Source organism: Streptomyces sp. AM8-1-1 (genome assembly GCF_032229325.1).
In the GTDB taxonomy this organism is placed as follows: domain Bacteria; phylum Actinomycetota; class Actinomycetes; order Streptomycetales; family Streptomycetaceae; genus Streptomyces; species Streptomyces achmelvichensis.
This window is the reverse complement of sequence record NZ_CP135086.1, coordinates 185,523-203,196: the sequence shown is the minus strand read 5'-3', so window position 1 is coordinate 203,196 and position 17,674 is coordinate 185,523. Positions and strand designations below refer to the sequence as shown.

Annotated in this window: 12 protein-coding genes; 8 read left to right on the top strand and 4 right to left on the bottom strand. The window is 68.9% G+C overall.

Going from position 1 to position 17,674, the window contains the following annotated elements; all coding sequences use genetic code 11:
• Positions 1–3: 3 nt before the first annotated feature.
• Entirely contained in the window at positions 4–2,691 is a 2,688-nt protein-coding gene (locus RPQ07_RS00920; protein WP_313942021.1) for a GNAT family N-acetyltransferase, read from the bottom strand.
• 193 nt (positions 2,692–2,884) lie between these two features.
• Here RPQ07_RS00920 and RPQ07_RS00915 point away from each other — a divergent pair, with 193 nt between their 5' ends.
• The 4 genes from RPQ07_RS00915 (at position 2,885) to gap (ending at position 8,066) form a co-directional block, all read left to right on the top strand.
• Positions 2,885–3,757, top strand: coding sequence for a universal stress protein (locus RPQ07_RS00915; protein WP_313942020.1), 873 nt, complete (start codon positions 2,885–2,887; stop codon positions 3,755–3,757).
• A gap of 74 nt (positions 3,758–3,831) precedes the next feature.
• Positions 3,832–6,216, top strand: a complete 2,385-nt coding sequence (locus tag RPQ07_RS00910; protein ID WP_313942019.1) for a phosphoketolase family protein — start codon at positions 3,832–3,834, stop codon at positions 6,214–6,216.
• 142 nt (positions 6,217–6,358) lie between these two features.
• On the top strand, positions 6,359–6,979 hold the full coding sequence (locus tag RPQ07_RS00905; protein ID WP_313942018.1) for a hypothetical protein: 621 nt from the start codon (positions 6,359–6,361) through the stop codon (positions 6,977–6,979).
• A gap of 70 nt (positions 6,980–7,049) precedes the next feature.
• Positions 7,050–8,066 (top strand): type I glyceraldehyde-3-phosphate dehydrogenase, encoded by a 1,017-nt coding sequence (gap, locus tag RPQ07_RS00900; RefSeq protein ID WP_313942017.1) that lies wholly within the window; start codon positions 7,050–7,052, stop codon positions 8,064–8,066.
• 65 nt (positions 8,067–8,131) lie between these two features.
• Here gap and RPQ07_RS37745 read toward each other — a convergent pair whose 3' ends face one another.
• Both RPQ07_RS37745 and RPQ07_RS00895 read right to left on the bottom strand, forming a co-directional pair.
• On the bottom strand, positions 8,132–8,293 hold the full coding sequence (locus tag RPQ07_RS37745; RefSeq protein WP_413777687.1) for a universal stress protein: 162 nt from the start codon (positions 8,291–8,293) through the stop codon (positions 8,132–8,134).
• Complete coding sequence (locus RPQ07_RS00895) at positions 8,248–8,970, bottom strand: universal stress protein (RefSeq protein WP_313942016.1); 723 nt, start codon at positions 8,968–8,970, stop codon at positions 8,248–8,250. Before RPQ07_RS00895 ends, RPQ07_RS37745 begins: the two co-directional genes overlap by 46 nt.
• 144 nt (positions 8,971–9,114) lie before the next feature.
• Between RPQ07_RS00895 and RPQ07_RS00890 the strand changes: the two genes are divergently transcribed.
• The 4 genes from RPQ07_RS00890 (at position 9,115) to RPQ07_RS00875 (ending at position 14,825) form a co-directional block, all read left to right on the top strand.
• Positions 9,115–10,062, top strand: a complete 948-nt coding sequence (locus RPQ07_RS00890; RefSeq protein ID WP_313942015.1) for a universal stress protein — start codon at positions 9,115–9,117, stop codon at positions 10,060–10,062.
• A 109-nt stretch (positions 10,063–10,171) separates the two neighbouring features.
• Positions 10,172–11,182: a zinc-dependent alcohol dehydrogenase gene (locus tag RPQ07_RS00885; RefSeq protein WP_313942014.1), complete on the top strand. Its 1,011-nt coding sequence runs from the start codon at positions 10,172–10,174 to the stop codon at positions 11,180–11,182.
• Between the two features lie 47 nt (positions 11,183–11,229).
• Entirely contained in the window at positions 11,230–13,932 is a 2,703-nt protein-coding gene (gene ppdK / locus RPQ07_RS00880; RefSeq protein WP_313942013.1) for a pyruvate, phosphate dikinase, read from the top strand.
• 32 nt (positions 13,933–13,964) lie between these two features.
• Positions 13,965–14,825 carry a universal stress protein gene (locus RPQ07_RS00875; RefSeq protein ID WP_313942012.1) on the top strand — a complete coding sequence of 287 codons (861 nt, stop codon included), beginning with the start codon at positions 13,965–13,967 and terminating at the stop codon, positions 14,823–14,825.
• A 499-nt stretch (positions 14,826–15,324) separates the two neighbouring features.
• Here RPQ07_RS00875 and RPQ07_RS00870 read toward each other — a convergent pair whose 3' ends face one another.
• The gene (locus RPQ07_RS00870) at positions 15,325–17,055 is read right to left on the bottom strand and encodes a sulfate permease (protein WP_313942011.1); all 1,731 of its coding nucleotides are present in this window, start codon (positions 17,053–17,055) and stop codon (positions 15,325–15,327) included.
• Between the last annotated feature and the right edge of the window lie 619 nt (positions 17,056–17,674).

Sequence of the window (17,674 nt, the reverse complement as noted above, 5' to 3'; positions counted from 1 at the left end):
CTCTCAGCGCAGCCTGCGCAGGTAGGGGTCTTGCACCGTGCGTGGCAGCAGCCGGATGCGGACATCGAGAGGGATGACGCGGTCGGGACATGCCACGAGTGGATTGATCTCCGCGTCGGCGAGTTGGGGCAGATCCGACGCCATGCGCGACAGCCGGAGCAGCAACTGCTCAATGCCTTCGAGATCGGCCGGTCCCTCACCGCTGTGGCCGAACAGCAGGGGAGCACATCGAGGTGCGGTGATCAGGTCATGGACATCCTGGTCGGTGAGTGGTGCGAGGCGGGCGGCGTGGTCGGCCAGCAGGTCGGTGGCTGTGCCTCCGAGCCCGAACATCACCAGCGGACCGAAGACGCCGTCCTGGACGACTCCTGCGACCAGCTCAGTGCCCCGTTCCGCGAGGGGCTGGATGACCACGCCGGTCATCAGGTCCCCGAAGCGGGACACCAGGTCCCGATGGGCGGCCCGAACCACAGCTTCGCCCTGCAGGTCGAGGTGGAGGGCGTGCTGCTCGCTCTTGTGGAGCAGGCCCGGCCAGTAGGCCTTCATGACCACCCGGCCGTCCGGACCGGCGAGCCGGGCGGCAGCAGCGACGGCCTGATCCTCGTCGATGGCCCAGGACCAGGGCAGTTGCGGGATGCCGTAGCAGCCCAGTAGGTCGTCGGTGGTCTGCGGATCGAGCCAGCCGCCGTCCGGGTGGGTCTGCAGGTAGCAGCGTACGAGCTCAGCAGCCGCCACTCCGTCCACCCCGTCCAGCGAGCGGAATGATCCGAAAGGTCGGGCCAGCCAGCGGGAGCGGGACGCAGCGTGGCTCAAGGCGCGCGCGGCGTCCTGGGCGTCGGCATAGGCCGGCACGTGACCGCCGCCATCGGCGGCGCTCAGGGTGACGCGGGCTTCCTGGGCGGGGAGGACCAGGGCGACGGGTTTGGGGTGGGTCCGCCCCGGGCCGGTGATGGCCCTGGGCAGTTCGTCGCCGGTAGCCCGGGCGAGGGCGGTGGGCACGAGTGCCACCAATACGGCGTCGATGCTGCCGTACGCCATCAGCCGGTTCACGCATTGCTGCAACTGGCTCTCGCTGACCGCGGCGGTGGTGTCCACCGGGTTGACGACCGACGCGCCGGCGGGCAGCAGGGTCAGCAGGTCCTCCGCCAGCCCTCCGGTCAGAGCGGGCAGGCTCAGTCCGGCTTCGATGCAGGCATCCGCGGCCAGGACGCCCGCTCCACCTGCGTTGGTCACGATGGCGACCGAGGACCCGGCAGGCAGTGGCTGGGTGTGCAGGAATGCGGCGGTCTCGAGGAGTTCGCCGATTGTCCGGGTGGCGATCACGCCGGCCTGGGTGAACAGAGCCTGCCGGGTCATCGCCGAAGTGGCGGCCGCGGCGGTGTGGGAGGCGGCGGCACGCCGACCGGCGTCCGTGCGCCCGGCGTCCACCGTCAGCACCGGCATGTGGCGGGCTACCCGTCGGGCGGTGCGGGAGAACGCACGCGGATTGCCGAACGATTCCAGATGCAGGACGGCCAGATCGGTGATGCCGTCGCCTTCCCACCACTGGAGCATGTCGTTGCCGCTGACGTCGTACTTGTCGCCAAGTGAGACGAACGTGGAGACGCCGATGCCCAGGCGGTCCAGACCGGAAAGGACCGCGATGCCGACTCCGCCGGACTGCACGGCCACGCCTGCGGTGCCCGGCAGCGAGCGGTCGGCGGCGAACGTGGCATCGAGACGAACAGTCGGGTCCGTGTTGGCCACGCCCAGGCAATTCGGCCCCACGAGACGCATCCCATGGGTGCGGCAGGCGTGCAGCAGCGCGGCCCCCTGGTCACTGTCCAGGCCGGAGGAGACAACGACCAGGGCGTGCACGCCGGACTTGCCGCAGTCCTCCGCAGCTGCCGGGACCGCAGCGGCCGGCACTGCGAGCACCGCCAGATCCGGGGTCTGAGGTAGATCGGCCACCGAATCGTGGCAGTTCACCCACTCGATCGCCCGGGCGGCCGGGTTGACCGCGGCGAGCAGTCCCGCGAAATTCCCCTGCCGCAGGTTGCGCAAGATGGCCCTGCCCACTGAACCGGGTGCGCGCCCCGCGCCTACCACGACGACCGACCGCGGCCGCAACAGCGGCTGCATGCTGGCGACGCCGGCGGCACGGCCACGCTCCTCGACGGCAGTCAAGTAGTGCTCGTCAGGGTCGAGTTCGACAGTGCACTGCACCTCAGGGCCCTCGAAGTGGCGGGTGGTGCGCAGTCCCAGGTCGGCGAAGACCTTGAGGACCTTGTGGTTGTCGGCGAGTGCGTCGGCGCTGAATGTGGTGATGCCAGCGGCGCGGGCGGCGGCTACAAGATGCTCCAACAGCAAGGTCCCTACCCCGTTGTGATGTCGGCTGTCCGCGACAGCCAGCGCGATCTCGGCTGTGGTGTCACCTGGAGCGGTCGTTTCGTACTCCGCGATCCCCACCAGCCGGCCTGCGATCACGGCAGCCAGGGCCTGGTAGCCCGGACGCCCCGGGGCAGCCACACGGTCCGCAGCTGCTGCGGCCGAGCTGCGGCTCACTCCGAAGAACCGCAGCCGCAGGTTCTGCGGTGACATCTCCTCGTACAGACGCAGAACCTCGGAACGGTCGGCATGACCTGCCGCTCTGAGAAGAACCGTCGTGCCGTCCATGAGCAGTGCGTGGACCTGCTGCGGGCTGTCAAGCATCTCGATGCCTTCCGTCGGAGCCCCTTCACCTTCCAGCCTCGGCTTCTGCGGTGGATGGCCCCAGGGGCTGCCCGGGCACAGCGGGCGGGCCGAAGGTCCCCGACAGGGGCCGGTCCGCCCCTGCACCGCACCCCCTCCCCGGTGACACGGTGCAAGGAGAGACCTCACACAGCATGGGAAGGCGGTGGGGACAATGGAGCTGCCCCTGATCGTGGGCGTGGACGGATCGGATTCCAGCCTCCGCGCCACGGACTGGGCCGTCGACGAGGCAGCCCGGCATGGTCACGCTCTGCGCGTGGTCTATGCGTCACGCTGGGAGAACTACGAAGGCATGGCCCTTGGACACGATCTCGGCCGGCCTTCCGGCCAGATCCTCGCCCAGCACCTCGTGGCCTCGGCCGCCGAGCGGGCGCAGCGCCGGAACCCAGAGGTCAAGGTGTTGACCGATATCGTGCCCGAGGACACGGTGACGGCTCTGTTGCGCGAGGCTGACGGCGCGTTCGCCCTGGTCACCGGCTCGCACGGGCGTGGTGCCATCACCGGACGCCTGCTCGGCTCAGTAAGCCTGGCGGTCGCGGCTCGAGCCCGCTGCCCCGTGATCGTCGTCCGCGGCGACGACGTTTCCATCGACGGCCGCCACGACCGCATCCTGCTCGGCGTCAGTGACGATGCCGGCACCGAAGCGGTGCGCTTCGCCTTCCGCGAGGCGTACGTCCGCGGCTGCACGATCGATGCCGTCCGCGCCTGGCGCTGCCCGGCGTACGAGAGCACCGACCATGCCCGCCTGGTGAGTGAGCCCACCCACGTCCACGAGGAGCGGGCCTCGGCTCTCCTCGACAGGGCGCTGGCCGACGGAGTGCGGGAGTATCCGAGCGTCCGAGTCCAGCGGACCACCGTCGAAGGCCCGGCCCACAAGGTACTGCTGCAGCGAGCGGCAGCAGCCGACCTCACCATCGTCGGAGCCCGCCGCCAGAGCGGCCATCTCGGGCTGCAGCTGGGTCGCGTGGCCCACGCGCTGCTGCACCACGCGGACTGCCCGGTCGCCGTCGTTCCGCAGCACCTGTGATCGCACCGGCCGGGGGCGGACCTCAGGGTCCGCCCCCGGAGCATGCATGCTCCCCACTCGTTACGGAGACAGTCATGGGCACCCTTCAGCATTCCACCCCGCCGGCACTGGACAGCAACGAACTGGCTGCCCTGGACGCGCACTGGCGGGCAGCCAACTACCTTGCCGTCGGGCAGATCTACCTGATGGCCAACCCGCTGCTCACGGAGCCCCTGCGACCCGAGCACATCAAGCCGCGGCTGCTCGGCCACTGGGGCACCTCACCCGGGCTGAACCTCGTCCACACCCACCTCAACCGGGTGATCAAGGCCCGCGGCCTGGACGCGCTCTGCGTCTGGGGCCCGGGCCACGGCGGGCCGGCCGTCCTCGCCAACTCCTGGCTGGAGGGCACCTACTCGGAGACGTACCCCGACGTGAGCCGTGACGCGGAGGGGATGGAACGGCTGTTCCGGCAGTTCTCCTTCCCCGGCGGGGTGCCCAGCCATGTCGCCCCCGAGACGCCCGGATCGATTCATGAGGGCGGCGAACTCGGTTATGCGCTGGCCCATGCCTACGGCGCGGCCTTCGACAACCCGCACCTGGTGGTGACGTGCGTGATCGGCGACGGGGAGGCGGAGACCGGGCCGCTCGCCGCGTCCTGGCACTCCAACAAGTTCCTCGACCCCGTCCACGATGGAGCGGTTCTGCCCATCCTCCACCTCAACGGCTACAAGATTGCCAATCCGACGGTGCTCGCCCGCATGCCCGAGGCCGAACTCGACGAGCTGCTGCGCGGATACGGTCACGAACCCCTCCACGTCAGCGGTCAGGACCCTCGCGAGGTTCACCGCGACATGGCCGCAGCCCTCGACCACGCTCTGGACACGATCAGCTTGATGCAACGCACCGCCCGGCAGGACGGAGTCACCGAGCGTCCTCGCTGGCCGATGATCGTGATGCGGACACCCAAGGGGTGGACCGGACCCGCCGAGGTCGACGGCGTTCCCGTCGAGGGCACCTGGCGGGCCCATCAGGTACCGCTGTCCGGTGTCCGGGAGAACCCCGACCATCTGCGGCAGCTCGAACAGTGGCTGCGCTCCTACCGCCCCGAGGAGCTCTTCGACTCGGCAGGCTGTCCGATGCCCGATGTCCTGGCCTGCATCCCCGCCGGGGGGCGCCGACTGGGTGCCACCGCGCACGCCAACGGTGGCCTGCTGCTGCGGGAGCTGCCCATGCCGGCACTGGAGAACTACGCCGTCCCCGTCGACAAACGCGGCGCCAGTCTTCACGAGCCGACCCGTGTCCTCGGCAGCCTTCTCGAAGAGCTGATGGCGAGCACATCCGAGCGCCGCGACTTCCGCCTCGTCGGACCCGATGAGACCGCTTCCAATCGGCTGCAGGCGGTCTTCGGCGCCACCGACAAGACATGGCAGGCCCGTATCGAGCCGACCGACGAGCACCTGTCACGGCACGGGCGGGTGATGGAGGTGCTGTCCGAGCATCTGTGCCAGGGCTGGCTGGAGGGCTATCTGCTGACCGGCCGTCACGGCCTGTTCTCCAGCTACGAGGCCTTCGCCCACATCGTCGACTCCATGGTCAACCAGCACATCAAATGGCTCAGGACCTCCCGCAGACTGACCTGGCGCCGGCCCATCGCCTCGCTGAACTACCTGCTGACCTCGCACGTCTGGCGGCAGGACCACAACGGCTTCTCGCACCAGGACCCGGGCTTCGTCGACCACGTCCTCAACAAGAGCCCCGAAGTCGTCCGCGTCTACCTCCCGCCGGACGCCAACACCCTTTTGTCGGTGGCCGATCACGCGCTGCGCAGTCGGGATTACGTCAACGTCATCGTCGCCGGCAAGCAGCCCACCTTCGACTGGCTCAGCATGGAGGAGGCCCGCGCCCACTGCGCGCGCGGCGCCGGAGCGTGGCCGTGGGCGGGTACGGAGGACGGCACCCGCGAACCCGACGTGGTGCTCGCGTGCGCGGGCGACGTACCCACTCTGGAGACCCTCGCCGCAGCACAGATACTCCGCCGGCATTGTCCGGAACTCCGCATCCGGGTGGTCAACGTCGTCGACATGGCCCGGCTGATGCCGCAGGAAGAACACCCGCACGGCATGCCGGACCCTGAGTACGATGCCCTGTTCACCCGCGACAAGCCAGTGATCTTCGCCTACCACGGCTACCCCTGGCTGATCCACCGCCTCGCCTACCGCCGCGCGGGCCATGCCCACCTCCATGTCCGCGGCTACAAGGAGATGGGCACCACCACCACGCCGTTCGACATGGTCGTCCGCAACGACCTGGACCGCTACCGGCTGGTCATGGACGTCATCGACCGGGTCCCCGGCCTGGGCGTACGCGCCGTCGCCCTGCGCCAAGCGATGGCCGACGCACGCACCCGCCACTCCGCGTGGATCCGCGAGCACGGCACCGACATGCCCGAGGTCGCCGAATGGACCTGGGGTAACTGAACCCTCCGCCGTGAGCCCAACAGCCCTACCAGGCAGGGCCGTTCGGCCCACGCTGCCGGGCCCCATGCCACCAGCGCAACCACCGCCGCTGACGGGACAGTGAACACGCAACCCGACACCACCACTTGAGGGGACGAACATCATGGCAGTTCAGCCGCACCCGCACCGGCCGCTCCGGATTTCCCGCGTCTGGCGCAAGCCGCAGGGCGCCACCGCAGTCGACGCCACCGGACAGACCACTGTCACCACGGCTGCCGCGAGGACCTTCGCAGCCGTACGCCTCGTCCTCGGCGGAGTCTTCCTGTGGGCATTCTTCGACAAGACATTCGGCTGGGGCTACGCCACACCCGCCGGCAAGGGATGGATCGACGGCGGCTCGCCGACCAAGGGCTTCCTGAGCGGCGTGGCCGCCGGACCGATGGAATCGACGTTCCATACGTGGGCCGGCGATACCTGGGCCAACTGGCTGTTCATGCTCGGACTTCTCGGCATCGGTACCGCACTGGTAGCAGGTGTCGCCCTCCGCTTCGCTGCGGTGGCGGGAAGCGTGATGATGGCGCTCATGTGGGCCGCCGAATGGCCGCCGGCCAAGCACCTCTCCGACGGCGCCCCCAGCATGTCGACCAACCCGCTCCTGGACTACCACCTCGTGTACGCCGTGGTCCTGATCGCCCTCGCCGTCGTGTACGCCGGCCGTACCTGGGGCTTCGGCAAGGCGTGGGAGAAGCTCCCCTTCGTCCGCCGCAACCCCTGGCTCCTGTGATCGACCCCGGCGGCCGGGACACGAACGGTGTCCCGGCCGCGGCCCGTCCACCAGGCCGGAAGGAAATGTCATGACCGTCCGCATCGGCATCAACGGATTCGGCCGCATAGGCCGCACCTACCTGCGCGGCGCACTCGAACGCGCCGATACCGACGCGTCGGCCCTGGAAGTGGTCGCCGTCAACGACATCGCCCCGCCCTCTACTCTGGCGCACCTGCTCGAGTACGACTCCACCTACGGCCGGCTCCATCGAACGGTGACCCACGACAACACCTCGATCACCGTCGACGGGCACCGCATCGCCGTCACCGCCGAACGTGACCCGGCCGCCCTCGACTGGAGCCGGTACCCGGCAGATGTCGTCATCGAGTCCACCGGCCGCTTCCGCGACCGGGACCTTGCCGCCCTGCACCTCAAGAGCGGCGCACGCAAGGTGCTCATCTCCGCGCCCGGCAAGAACGCGGACGCCACGATCGTCATCGGCGTCAACGACGACAGCTACGACCCGGCGCACCACCAGGTCATCTCCGCCGCGTCATGCACCACCAACTGCGTCGTACCGATGGTCAAAGTCCTGCACGAGGCTTTCGGCATCAGCAAGGGCCTGATGACCACCATCCACGGCTACACCAACGACCAGGCTCTCCTCGATGGACCCCACAAGGATCTGCGCCGAGGCCGCTCTGCGGCCCTCAGCATCATCCCCACGACGACTGGCGCGGCCCGCGCCGTCGCACTCGTCCTTCCCCAACTCGACGGAGCGCTGGACGGTATCGCGGTTCGCGTCCCGGTCGAGGACGGCTCGCTCACCGACATAACTTTGGTCCTGGAGCGTCCTGCGACGACCCAGGAGATCAACCAGGCGTTCGCCGACGCGGCCGACGGCGCGCTGCGCGGCATCCTGCGCGTCTCCACCGTGCCCATCGTCTCCCGCGACGTGATCGGCGACCCCGCATCCTGCGTCTTCGACCCCGCGCTCACCCAGACGCACGGAGACCTGGTCAAGGTGTTCGGCTGGTACGACAACGAGTGGGGTTACACCAATCGGCTGCTCGATCTCACCACTCTGGTGGGCGAGAGCCTCTAGCCGCATCCTCATGCGCAGACGTGTCCGGCAGCCCTGTCGTAGCTGCCGGACCGTTGACGTTCACGTCACGCGGGCACCACAGCCAGTGGGCAGCGAGTGTGGTGGGCAAGGGCGTGCGCGGTAGCCCCCAGATGTGTCCCGCGCCGGCCCACGACCAGGAGATCCGCCGTCGCCGAGGCGCTCACCAGCGCCTGCGCGGCCCCGAGCAGCCGTACGTCTTCCAGCACGTGAGTGCGCGCGGATACTTCTCTCGCCACGGCCGCAGTGCATCGGACAGCAGCTGTACCTGGTGGTCTTCCCACCGCCCCCGGTCCTCCTCGGGAACGGCGAACGGCATCCAGTCGGCGGCAGGAGCCGGGAGGCTCCAGGCATGGATCGCATGCAGAGAGCCCTTCGCCCGCCGGGCGGCCCGCAACGAGAACTCGATCGCAGGCCCGGCCGGGTCACAAGCGTCAACCCCCAATACCACCCTGCCCGTCACCGTCCGGATGCGGTCCTCCGGCGGTGCGTTGGGCACCAGAACCAGCGGACCCACTGAGCGCTCGGCCACCCCCCGAGCCACCGAGCCGAGCGACAGTCCGGGAAACCCGCCCGTCCCGCGGGTGGAGACCACCACCAGTTCGGCATTCTCGCTCTGCGCCACCAAGGTCGCCACAGTAGGACCGGTGAGGTCCCGGCACTCGACGGACAGCCCCCGGTGCCGCTCGGCCAGCGTCTTGAGAACCTGAGCAGGCAGGGGGCCGGGACGATAGGGCCACAGGCCTGCCATGTCCTGATCGCGCAGAGGCGAAGCCCGCACAATCCGCAAGGCCGCCCCTCGGGCCGTCGCCTCGGCGGCGGCCCATTCAACTGCCGCCGCACTGCCGGCTGAACCATCGACTCCCACAACGACCCGTGTACTCATAGCAGTACGCCCTCCCGACGTGAACGCAGGTGCGTCCAGTCCACCGTGCCGTCCACCGCCGACCGTCGTGCAGGGGCCGTTCGGACCCCGGCGAGGGACCTGGCGGCCCCTGCACGCACCTACCGAAACAGCGACACGCTGTCCATGCCGAACGCGCCACCGGACAGGGGTAGTTCGGCCCGACAGCGCAGGAGGCGCATCATGCTTCGACCGATTACCGCATGTGTCGACGGTTCCCCCGAAAGCCTCGCCGGGGCACGCTGGGCAGCCCGCGAAGCGCAGCGTCGTCACGTACCGTTGCGTATCCTTCATGCGTGGGAATGGGCCCCGCACCCGTCCGTGGTCGTGCCTGCCGACGTCAGCCAGCATCACTGGGCCCGCCGCATCCTGAGCGAGGCGGGGGACCTCATCCGTGTCGAATACCCCGACCTGCACGTCGACGAAGAGCAGGTTCCCGTCCCTCCGACCGCGGCCTTGCACGACGCCTCGGCAGAGTCCGCCCTGCTGGTTCTCGGTTCCCGAGGCGTCAGCGGTTTCACCGGCTACCTCGTCGGTTCGGTGGCCCTCCAGGTGGTCGCGCGAGCCGAGTGCCCGGTAGTCCTCGTCCGCGCTGGGCAGCAGAGCGAGGACGAGCACCAACTGGCCGCCGCTCGGCCGCCCACCGGCACTCTCCACCGGGACGTCGTCATCGGCATCGACGTCGACCAACCCTGTGACGAGGTCATCGCATTCGCCTACGAGGCCGCCCGCCTGCGGGGCGCCGCAGTCCGCTTCATCCACTGCTACCGCACGCCGACCCTCTACGCCGTGGGCACGGGAGCGATCAGCGGACCCGAACTGGCCGCGGAACGCCAACAGACCCTGACAGCTGTCATCCGTCAGTGGCAGGACAAATACCCCGACGTCGTCACCACGGGCACCGCCGACCAGGGGCGAGCAGCCCCTCACCTGCTGCGGGCCTCCCGCGAAGCGAGTCTGCTCGTCCTCGGCCGACGCCGGCACCGCGGACACATCGGCGCGCACAACGGCCCGGTCACTCACGCCGCGATGCACCACGCCCTCTGCCCGGTGGCAGTGGTCCCACATGACTGACTCCCGGACCAAGGGAGGCCGAAAGGCCCTGCCCGGGGCCCCGAGTGGACCTCCCGGCCTCCCACCGCCCGGCGAGAGGCTGGAAGCAGCGACAGAGCAGGGAGAGACCATGAAGGCAGCAGTTGCCCGCACGCTCGGCGAGCCCCTGGTGATCGAGCAACGCCCCGACCCCCAGCCCGGCCCGGGCCAGATCCGGGTGCGCCTCGAAGCCTCCGGCCTGTGCCACACCGACATTCACGCCGCCCACGGTGACTGGCCGGTCAAGCCCACGCCGCCGTTCGTCCCCGGACACGAGGGCGTCGGGATCGTAGAGGCGCTCGGCTACGGCGTCACGCACCTGTCCGTCGGCCAACGTGTGGCCGTGCCGTGGCTGGGCTGGGCCTGCGGCCGCTGCGAGCACTGTCTGTCCGGCTGGGAGACGCTGTGCGAGAAGCAGCGCAACACCGGCTACAGCATGGACGGCGGCTACGCCGAGATGATGCTGGCCTACGCCGATTTCGCGCAACCGGTCCCCGAACGGCTCGACCCGCGAGAAGCCGCGCCGCTGACCTGCGCCGGCGTCACCACTTACAAGGCGCTCAAGGTCGCGGGCGTCGGCCCATCCGACCTGGTAGCCATATCCGGAGTAGGAGGCCTTGGCCACCTGGCTGTGCAGTACGCCAAGATTGCGGGGGCGACCGTCGCCGCGATCGACGTCACCGACGAGAAGCTGGCCCTGGCCGCCGAACTCGGCGCCGACATCCTCATCGACGCCCGCACGGAAGACCCGGCCGAAGTCCTCCAGCGTCACGGCGGCGCCCACGCCGCAATCGCGCTCGCGGTCGATGAGGAGTCGTTCGCCATCGCCTACGCGGGACTGCGACGCGGAGGAAAGCTGATCATGGTGGCGCTGCCGGCGGAGGGCACCATCCAGGTGCCGGTCTTCTCCACGGTGCTTTCCGGGACTTCCGTCATCGGCTCCATCGTCGGCACCCGGCAGGACCTCGCCGAAGTGTTCCAGCTGCACGCCGCCGGCCGCACCCGTGTGATCTATGAAACCCGCCCGCTCGACTCCGTCAACACCTGCATCGACGAGGTCATGAATGGCCAGGTCAAAGCACGCATCGTCTTTGAAATGTGATGCCGAATCCCACCGCAGACCGCAGCCCTCCGGAAGGAAGCACAGCCATGACCCGCTACGTGTACGACTTCACGGAGGGCAGCCGGGAGATGGCCGACCTACTCGGAGGCAAAGGCGCCAACCTGGCCGAGATGGTCCGCATGGGCCTGCCCGTCCCGCCCGGTTTCACCGTCACCACCGAGGCCTGCCGCGTCTACCTGACCACAGGAGTGCCCCCGCAAGATCTCGGTGAGCAGGTGGCCGACCACCTGAAAACTCTCGAACGCGCGGCCGGCAGAAACCTGGGCCAGGTCGACGACCCGCTGCTGATCTCCGTCCGCTCAGGAGCCCCCTTCTCCATGCCCGGCATGATGGAGACGATCCTCGACATCGGGCTCAACGACTACTCCGTTCTCGGACTGGCCAAAGGGCCCGGGCGTGAACGGTTCGCCTGGGACTCCTACCGCCGCCTTGTGCAGATGTTCGCCGGCATCGTCATGGGGGTTGACACTGCACTTTTCGAGGACGCCCTCACCGCGCTGAAGAAGCAGCACCGCGCATCCGTCGACACCGACCTGGACACGTGCGACCTGATCAGACTGGTCGAGACATACAAGGACATCGTCCTGGAGGCCACCGGCGAGGAGTTCCCCCAGGAACCGGCCGAGCAGCTCGAGCGCGCGATTCTCGCCGTCTTCGACTCGTGGAACACCGAACGCGCCCGCCTCTATCGCCGACGCGAGCACATTCCCGACGACCTGGGAACCGCGGTCACCATCCAGATCATGGTCTTCGGGAACCTCGGTGCCGATTCGGGCAGCGGCGTCGCCTTCACCCGCGACCCCGCCACGGGAGCACGCGGCGTCTACGGCGACTACCTCCCCAACGCCCAGGGCGAGGACGTCGTCGCCGGCATACGCAACGCCGTGCCCCTGCAAGAACTGCAACGCCTGGATCCGCACTCCTTCGCCCGGCTACGCGATCACATGGACAAGCTTGAGGAGCACTACCGCGACCTGTGCGACATCGAGTTCACCATCGAACGTGGCCACCTGTGGATGCTGCAGACCCGAGTCGGTAAACGGACCGCTCAGGCAGCCTTCAGCATTGCCTCCCAACTGACCTTCGAGGGCATCCTCTCCCCGGACCAGGCGCTCGCCCGCATCGACGGCGAAGCGCTGGCCCACCTGATGTTCCCCCGCTTCGACACCCGCGCGGACAACGAAGAGATCGCACACGGCATCCCCGCATCACCCGGAGCCGCGGTGGGAGCCGTCGTGTTCGACTCCGCCGAAGCGGTGCGCCGAGCCGGGGAGGGGGAGAAGGTCGTCCTCGTCCGGCAGGAGACCACCCCGGACGACCTGCCCGGAATGGTCGCCGCACAAGCGGTCCTGACCAGCCGCGGCGGCAAGACCAGCCACGCCGCCGTCGTCGCCCGGGGGATGGGCAAGGTGTGCGTATGCGGGGCGGACGACATCACGGTGAACCCCCGAGAACGCCTCTTCACCGCACGGGATGTGACGGTGCCCGAAGGAACCGTCATCTCCGTGGACGGCTCAACGGGAGTTGTTCACCTCGGTGCCGCCCCATTGATCGACTCGGAAATCATGCGGTACTTCGACGGCGGTGGCCAGCCGCCGACTGAGCAAGTTCCGCAGCCCGTGAGGGACGTGCATCAGATGATGCAACGGGCCGATGCCGTACGGCGGCTGGAGGTGCGAGCCAACGCCGACACGCCTGCAGATGCCGCCCGCGCCCGTCGGTTTGGTGCCCAGGGCATCGGCCTGTGCCGCACCGAGCACATGTTTCTCGGTGACCGGCGTGAGCTCGTCGAAGCCATGATCCTGGCCCGCACCGACACCGACCGTGACAGGGCGCTGCAGGCCCTGCTGCCGCTGCAACGCGAAGATTTCGCCGGCATCCTCCAGGCGATGGACGGGCTGCCGGTCACCATCCGGCTGCTCGATCCGCCCCTGCACGAGTTCCTTCCCGACCGCATCGAGCTCGCAGTCCGGGTCGCCAGGGACGGCGCCCTGGGCAAGGCACCCGAACCGAGGGACGCCGAACTCCTGGCGGCCGTCAACCGGATGCATGAGGAGAACCCGATGCTCGGACTGCGCGGAGTGCGCCTGGGCCTGGTGGTACCCGGCCTGGTGGCCATGCAGGTACGCGCGATCGCCGAGGCCGTGGCACAGCGCACGGCAGCCGGCGGCGACCCGCGGGCAGAGATCATGGTTCCACTCGTGGATGCCGTGGAGGAACTGCACCTGGTACGCCACGAAGTGAATCGCGTGCTCGCCGAGGTGAGTGAGGAGACGGGCGTCCACATCCAGTGCCCGGTCGGCACGATGATCGAACTGCCCCGGGCGGCCCTGACCGCGGGCAAGATCGCAGAGGACGCGGAGTTCTTCTCCTTCGGGACCAACGACCTCACCCAGACCACCTGGGGCTTCTCACGCGACGATGTCGAGGCGGCGTTCTTCTCCGCCTACCTCGACAAGGGAATCTTCCAGGTGTCGCCGTTCGAGACGATCGACCGCGACGGGGTGGGACGGCTGGTGAACATCGCGGTTGCCGAGGGCCGGGCCGCCCGGCCGGGCTTGACGATCGGCGTCTGCGGAGAACACGGAGGCGACCCCGCTTCTGTGCACTTCTTCCACCACGCCGGCCTGGACTACGTGTCCTGCTCGCCCTTCCGTATCCCCATCGCCCGCCTCGAAGCCGGTCGCGCAGCACTCATCGAGTACACCCCCGGATCGGACAGCATGTGACCCCCGCCGGCCCCGCTGACAGAAGGAGCATCATGCACGACACCATCACTGTCGGTATCGACGGCTCCGCCGCGAGCGTGAATGCCGCTGCCTGGGCCGCCCGCGAGGCACGCCGCCGCGGCCTGGGTCTCCACGTCGTCCATGTGGACGACATCGGCCCGGGGCGCCGGACCGGGCTGCCGGAACTCGACGCCCCCGCAGGGCGTGTACGCGACACCTTGAACAGGGCTCGGCGCACCCTCACCTACGGCAATCCCGGGCTGCAGATCGTCTCCAGCTCCCTGATGGGTCCACCTGCGCCGGCTCTGGTGAACGCCGCCCGGGACTCCGCCGCGCTGGTGGTCGGCTCCCAAGGGTGCTCTGCTCTGGGAGGGCTCCTTGTCGGCTCGGTCGCTCTGGCCGTCACGGCCGAGGCACCGTGCCCCGTCGTTCTGGTCGCGTCCCCCCGTCCGCGCCGCCACGTGACCCGTCGTACCGGCGGTGGCCCGGCGGAGCCGGTGATCGCCGGCATCGATCTGGACCATTCCTGCGACGAAGTCCTTTCCCAGGCCTTTGCCGCGGCGGAACTGCGGGAGGCTCCGCTGATCGTCGTCCACGTTTGGAGCCTGCCTCTGATGGCCGACACGTCCAGTGGCATCCCGGAGCCGGAGAGCACCAAGCAGGTGCAGTTGGCGGCCGTGGTGGGCCCGTGGCTGAAGAAGTACCCGGGCACACCCGTCACTGAACGGCTCGTCCACGGCACCGCGGGGCGCGTCCTGCGCCAAGCCGGTGAGAGGGCGAGGCTGCTGGTGGTGGGCCGTCGCATCAACGAGGACGGGCGGCTGGGGGGCACATTGCACTCGGTCATCCATCACGTCACGGCCTGCCCAGTCATCGTCATTCCGCACGATTGACGCACACTGCGCCCCGTCTCGCGTCGCTGGTAGGTGAAACGGATCTGGAGCTGGGGATTCTCGGTGACAGTGCCGCTGCTTCCAGTTGATTCTGGACGCCTCGGCGGCTCGTGAGAGTCGCCCTGGCGCTCGGTGTGGGCGCCTCACGTTCGACGGGTGCTCGACGGCGTCGTATTCACCTCCAAGCGGCGCATCCGCAACGTGGTCCTCCCGCCGCGATGTCCTTGGTCCATGCGCCGACTGCTCGGTGCCCGGGTGTTCGACGCCCATCTGCAAGCACGGTCCAAGGACGGTGCTGAGGGCATTTGTCTACGGCCGGTCAGGCCCTTGGGACAGCGGCGGCATCCCGTGCGGGCTTCGGCCGAGCATGATCGGGGCCACATCCGCGGTGGAGGTCCCCAGCCTGCCACGGCGCGAAACCAGCCTGCTCGCGTAGACAGCTCCGATCGAGCGCGTCATCCCGGGCCCACGGCCAACACCCGTGCAGCTGCAGGCACTTCTAGCCCTGTTCGCCGTCCCTCCGCGCGTGTGACCAGTTCCGGTAGGCAGCGACCGCGGTGGGCAAAGTGGGAAAGATCAGCTCAGGTCCGACGGACTCGCTCAACCCGTACGCGTCCAGCTGGTCGCGTAGGTCCTGTTTGACCCGTGCCATGGCGAAGACGACGCCCCGGCGGGTCAGTTCACGCCGCAGCGCGTTCACCGAGTCGAGTGCCGTGATGTCCACCTCCACGTTGGCCTCGGTGTTGAGGACGAACCAGTTCACCCGGCCCGCATGGTCGGACACGGCGGCCAGAGCCCTGCTGCGGAAGTCTTCGGCATTGGCGAAGAAGAGCGGGGAGTCGTAGCGGTAGACCAGCAGTCCCGGGACCGTGCGGGCCTGCGGATAGTCGTCGACATCGTGCATACCCGCAACGCCCGGGACCAGGCCCTCGACTGCGTCGTGCGGGCGCGCCACCCGGCTCAGCAGTTCGGCCACCGAGAGCCCCACCGCCACGAGCACGCCATACAGGATATCCAGGGTCAATACCCCGGCCAGGCAGCCGAGTGCCAGGAGCAGCTCCCGGCGCCGGAAGGAGGCGAGCCGATGAAAACCCGCCAGGTCGATCATTCGGACCGCCGCGTAGACGACCAGAGCGCCCAACACCGCCACCGGAATGTGACTGAGGAGCGGACTGAGCCACAACAGCACCGCCAGGACTGCCGCGCATGCGGTCAACGCATACACCTGGCTCCGCCCGCCGGCGGCCTTGACAAGTGCGGTGCGGCTGGCGCTGCTGCTCACCGGAAAACCCTGCAACACCCCGGCACCCAGGTTTGCCGCCCCCAGCGCGAACAGTTCCTGGTTGGCATCCAGCTGCTTTTCGTCGGGAGCGGCGAAGGCGCGGGCCGTCAGCACGACATCGGTATAGCCGACGAGGAGGAGTCCGAGCGCGGGCAGCAACAGGTCGGCGATATCGCCGGGACTCGGCAGCTCGGGCCGGGGCAGCCCGGCCGGGACCTCGCCGATCACTGCTACGCCGCGGCTCTGCAGGCCGAAGAGCGCAACTGCGACCGTAGCGACAACGACGACAACCAGCGGCCCGGGCACGGCTCGCGCCAGTTGGGGCAGAGCGAACAAGACGATCAGTGAGACGGTACTCAGGACCACGGTCGCAACATGAGTCCCGGTCAGATGCTGTGCGAGTGACATCAGTTGAGGGAAGAAGCCTGTGCCGGTCGTATCGATGCCGGTCAGCTTGGGCACCTGGTCCGCGATCATGATCAGGGCGACGCCCGACAGATAGCCGACCAGGACGGGGCGGGAGAGCAGGTCGGCGACGAAACCGAGCCGCACTGCCCAGGCGAACACACACAGCAGTCCAACGGCGAGTGCCAGCGCGGCGGCCAGAGCGGCGTACCGGCCGGGGTTCCCGGCGGCGAGCGGTCCGATCACAGTCGCGGTCATCAACGCCGTGGTCGATTCGGGACCGATCGAGAGCAGCCGGGAGGAACCGAGCACCGCGTACAGCACCAGCGCCGGCAGGATGGCCCACAAGCCCGCGACCGGAGCCAGGCCCGCCACGCTCGCGTACGCCATGACCTGAGGTACGAGGTATGCCGCGACCGTGGCGCCAGCGAGGAGGTCCCCCCGAATCCAGGATCGCCGGTAGTGAGACAGCACAGCGATGCCGGGGGCTGCTGGGACCAAGCGTTGCCGCGCCCACCCCTTACCGCCGCTGTCCCGGGACATGGGCCTCCTCTCACCGATGACCCACAGCATGCCGCCGGGAGAGGTACGGCCGCGAGGGCCATCCGGGCCCTTGCAGAGAACCGCGCCTCCCCTCCCCGACACGGTGGTCCCCCACCCGTGACACCCTCACGACGCCCGCCCGCTCGATGCGCTGCGGTGCCGTTGCCGGAAGAAGGTCACGGCCGTTGGGAACGGTATGGAGCCCATAACCAGCCCTGACGCGACGCCCATCACTGGTGCCCATCGGCAGACGCGGCGGCTCTGACCTGCTGAACCGCGAAGGCTCTGGCAGAGAAGCCGGCGCCCGCCCTGCCCCCTGGAAGCGGCAGACAGCATCTACGCATTGCTCAGTCCGGAGCATGTTCTGGTCCTGGCCCGTGACCCGCGCGTGGCCTGCAGACAAGTGGGAGCAATGGGCGTACGACACCCTGCGCTCTCAGCTATTCGTCGGAGGTGGAAGGGATGCGTCTCGGGCTGATGCAGCCTCTGGGCGCCGACTCCGAAAAGTGAGCCGAACCGTCTGTGCAAAGCCCGCCGACAGCGTCGTGTGCACCTTGTCGATGCCCAGAGCGAGCTGCTGGTAGCGCTGAGGTCGGCTGTCAAGGGAATGAGGGGACCG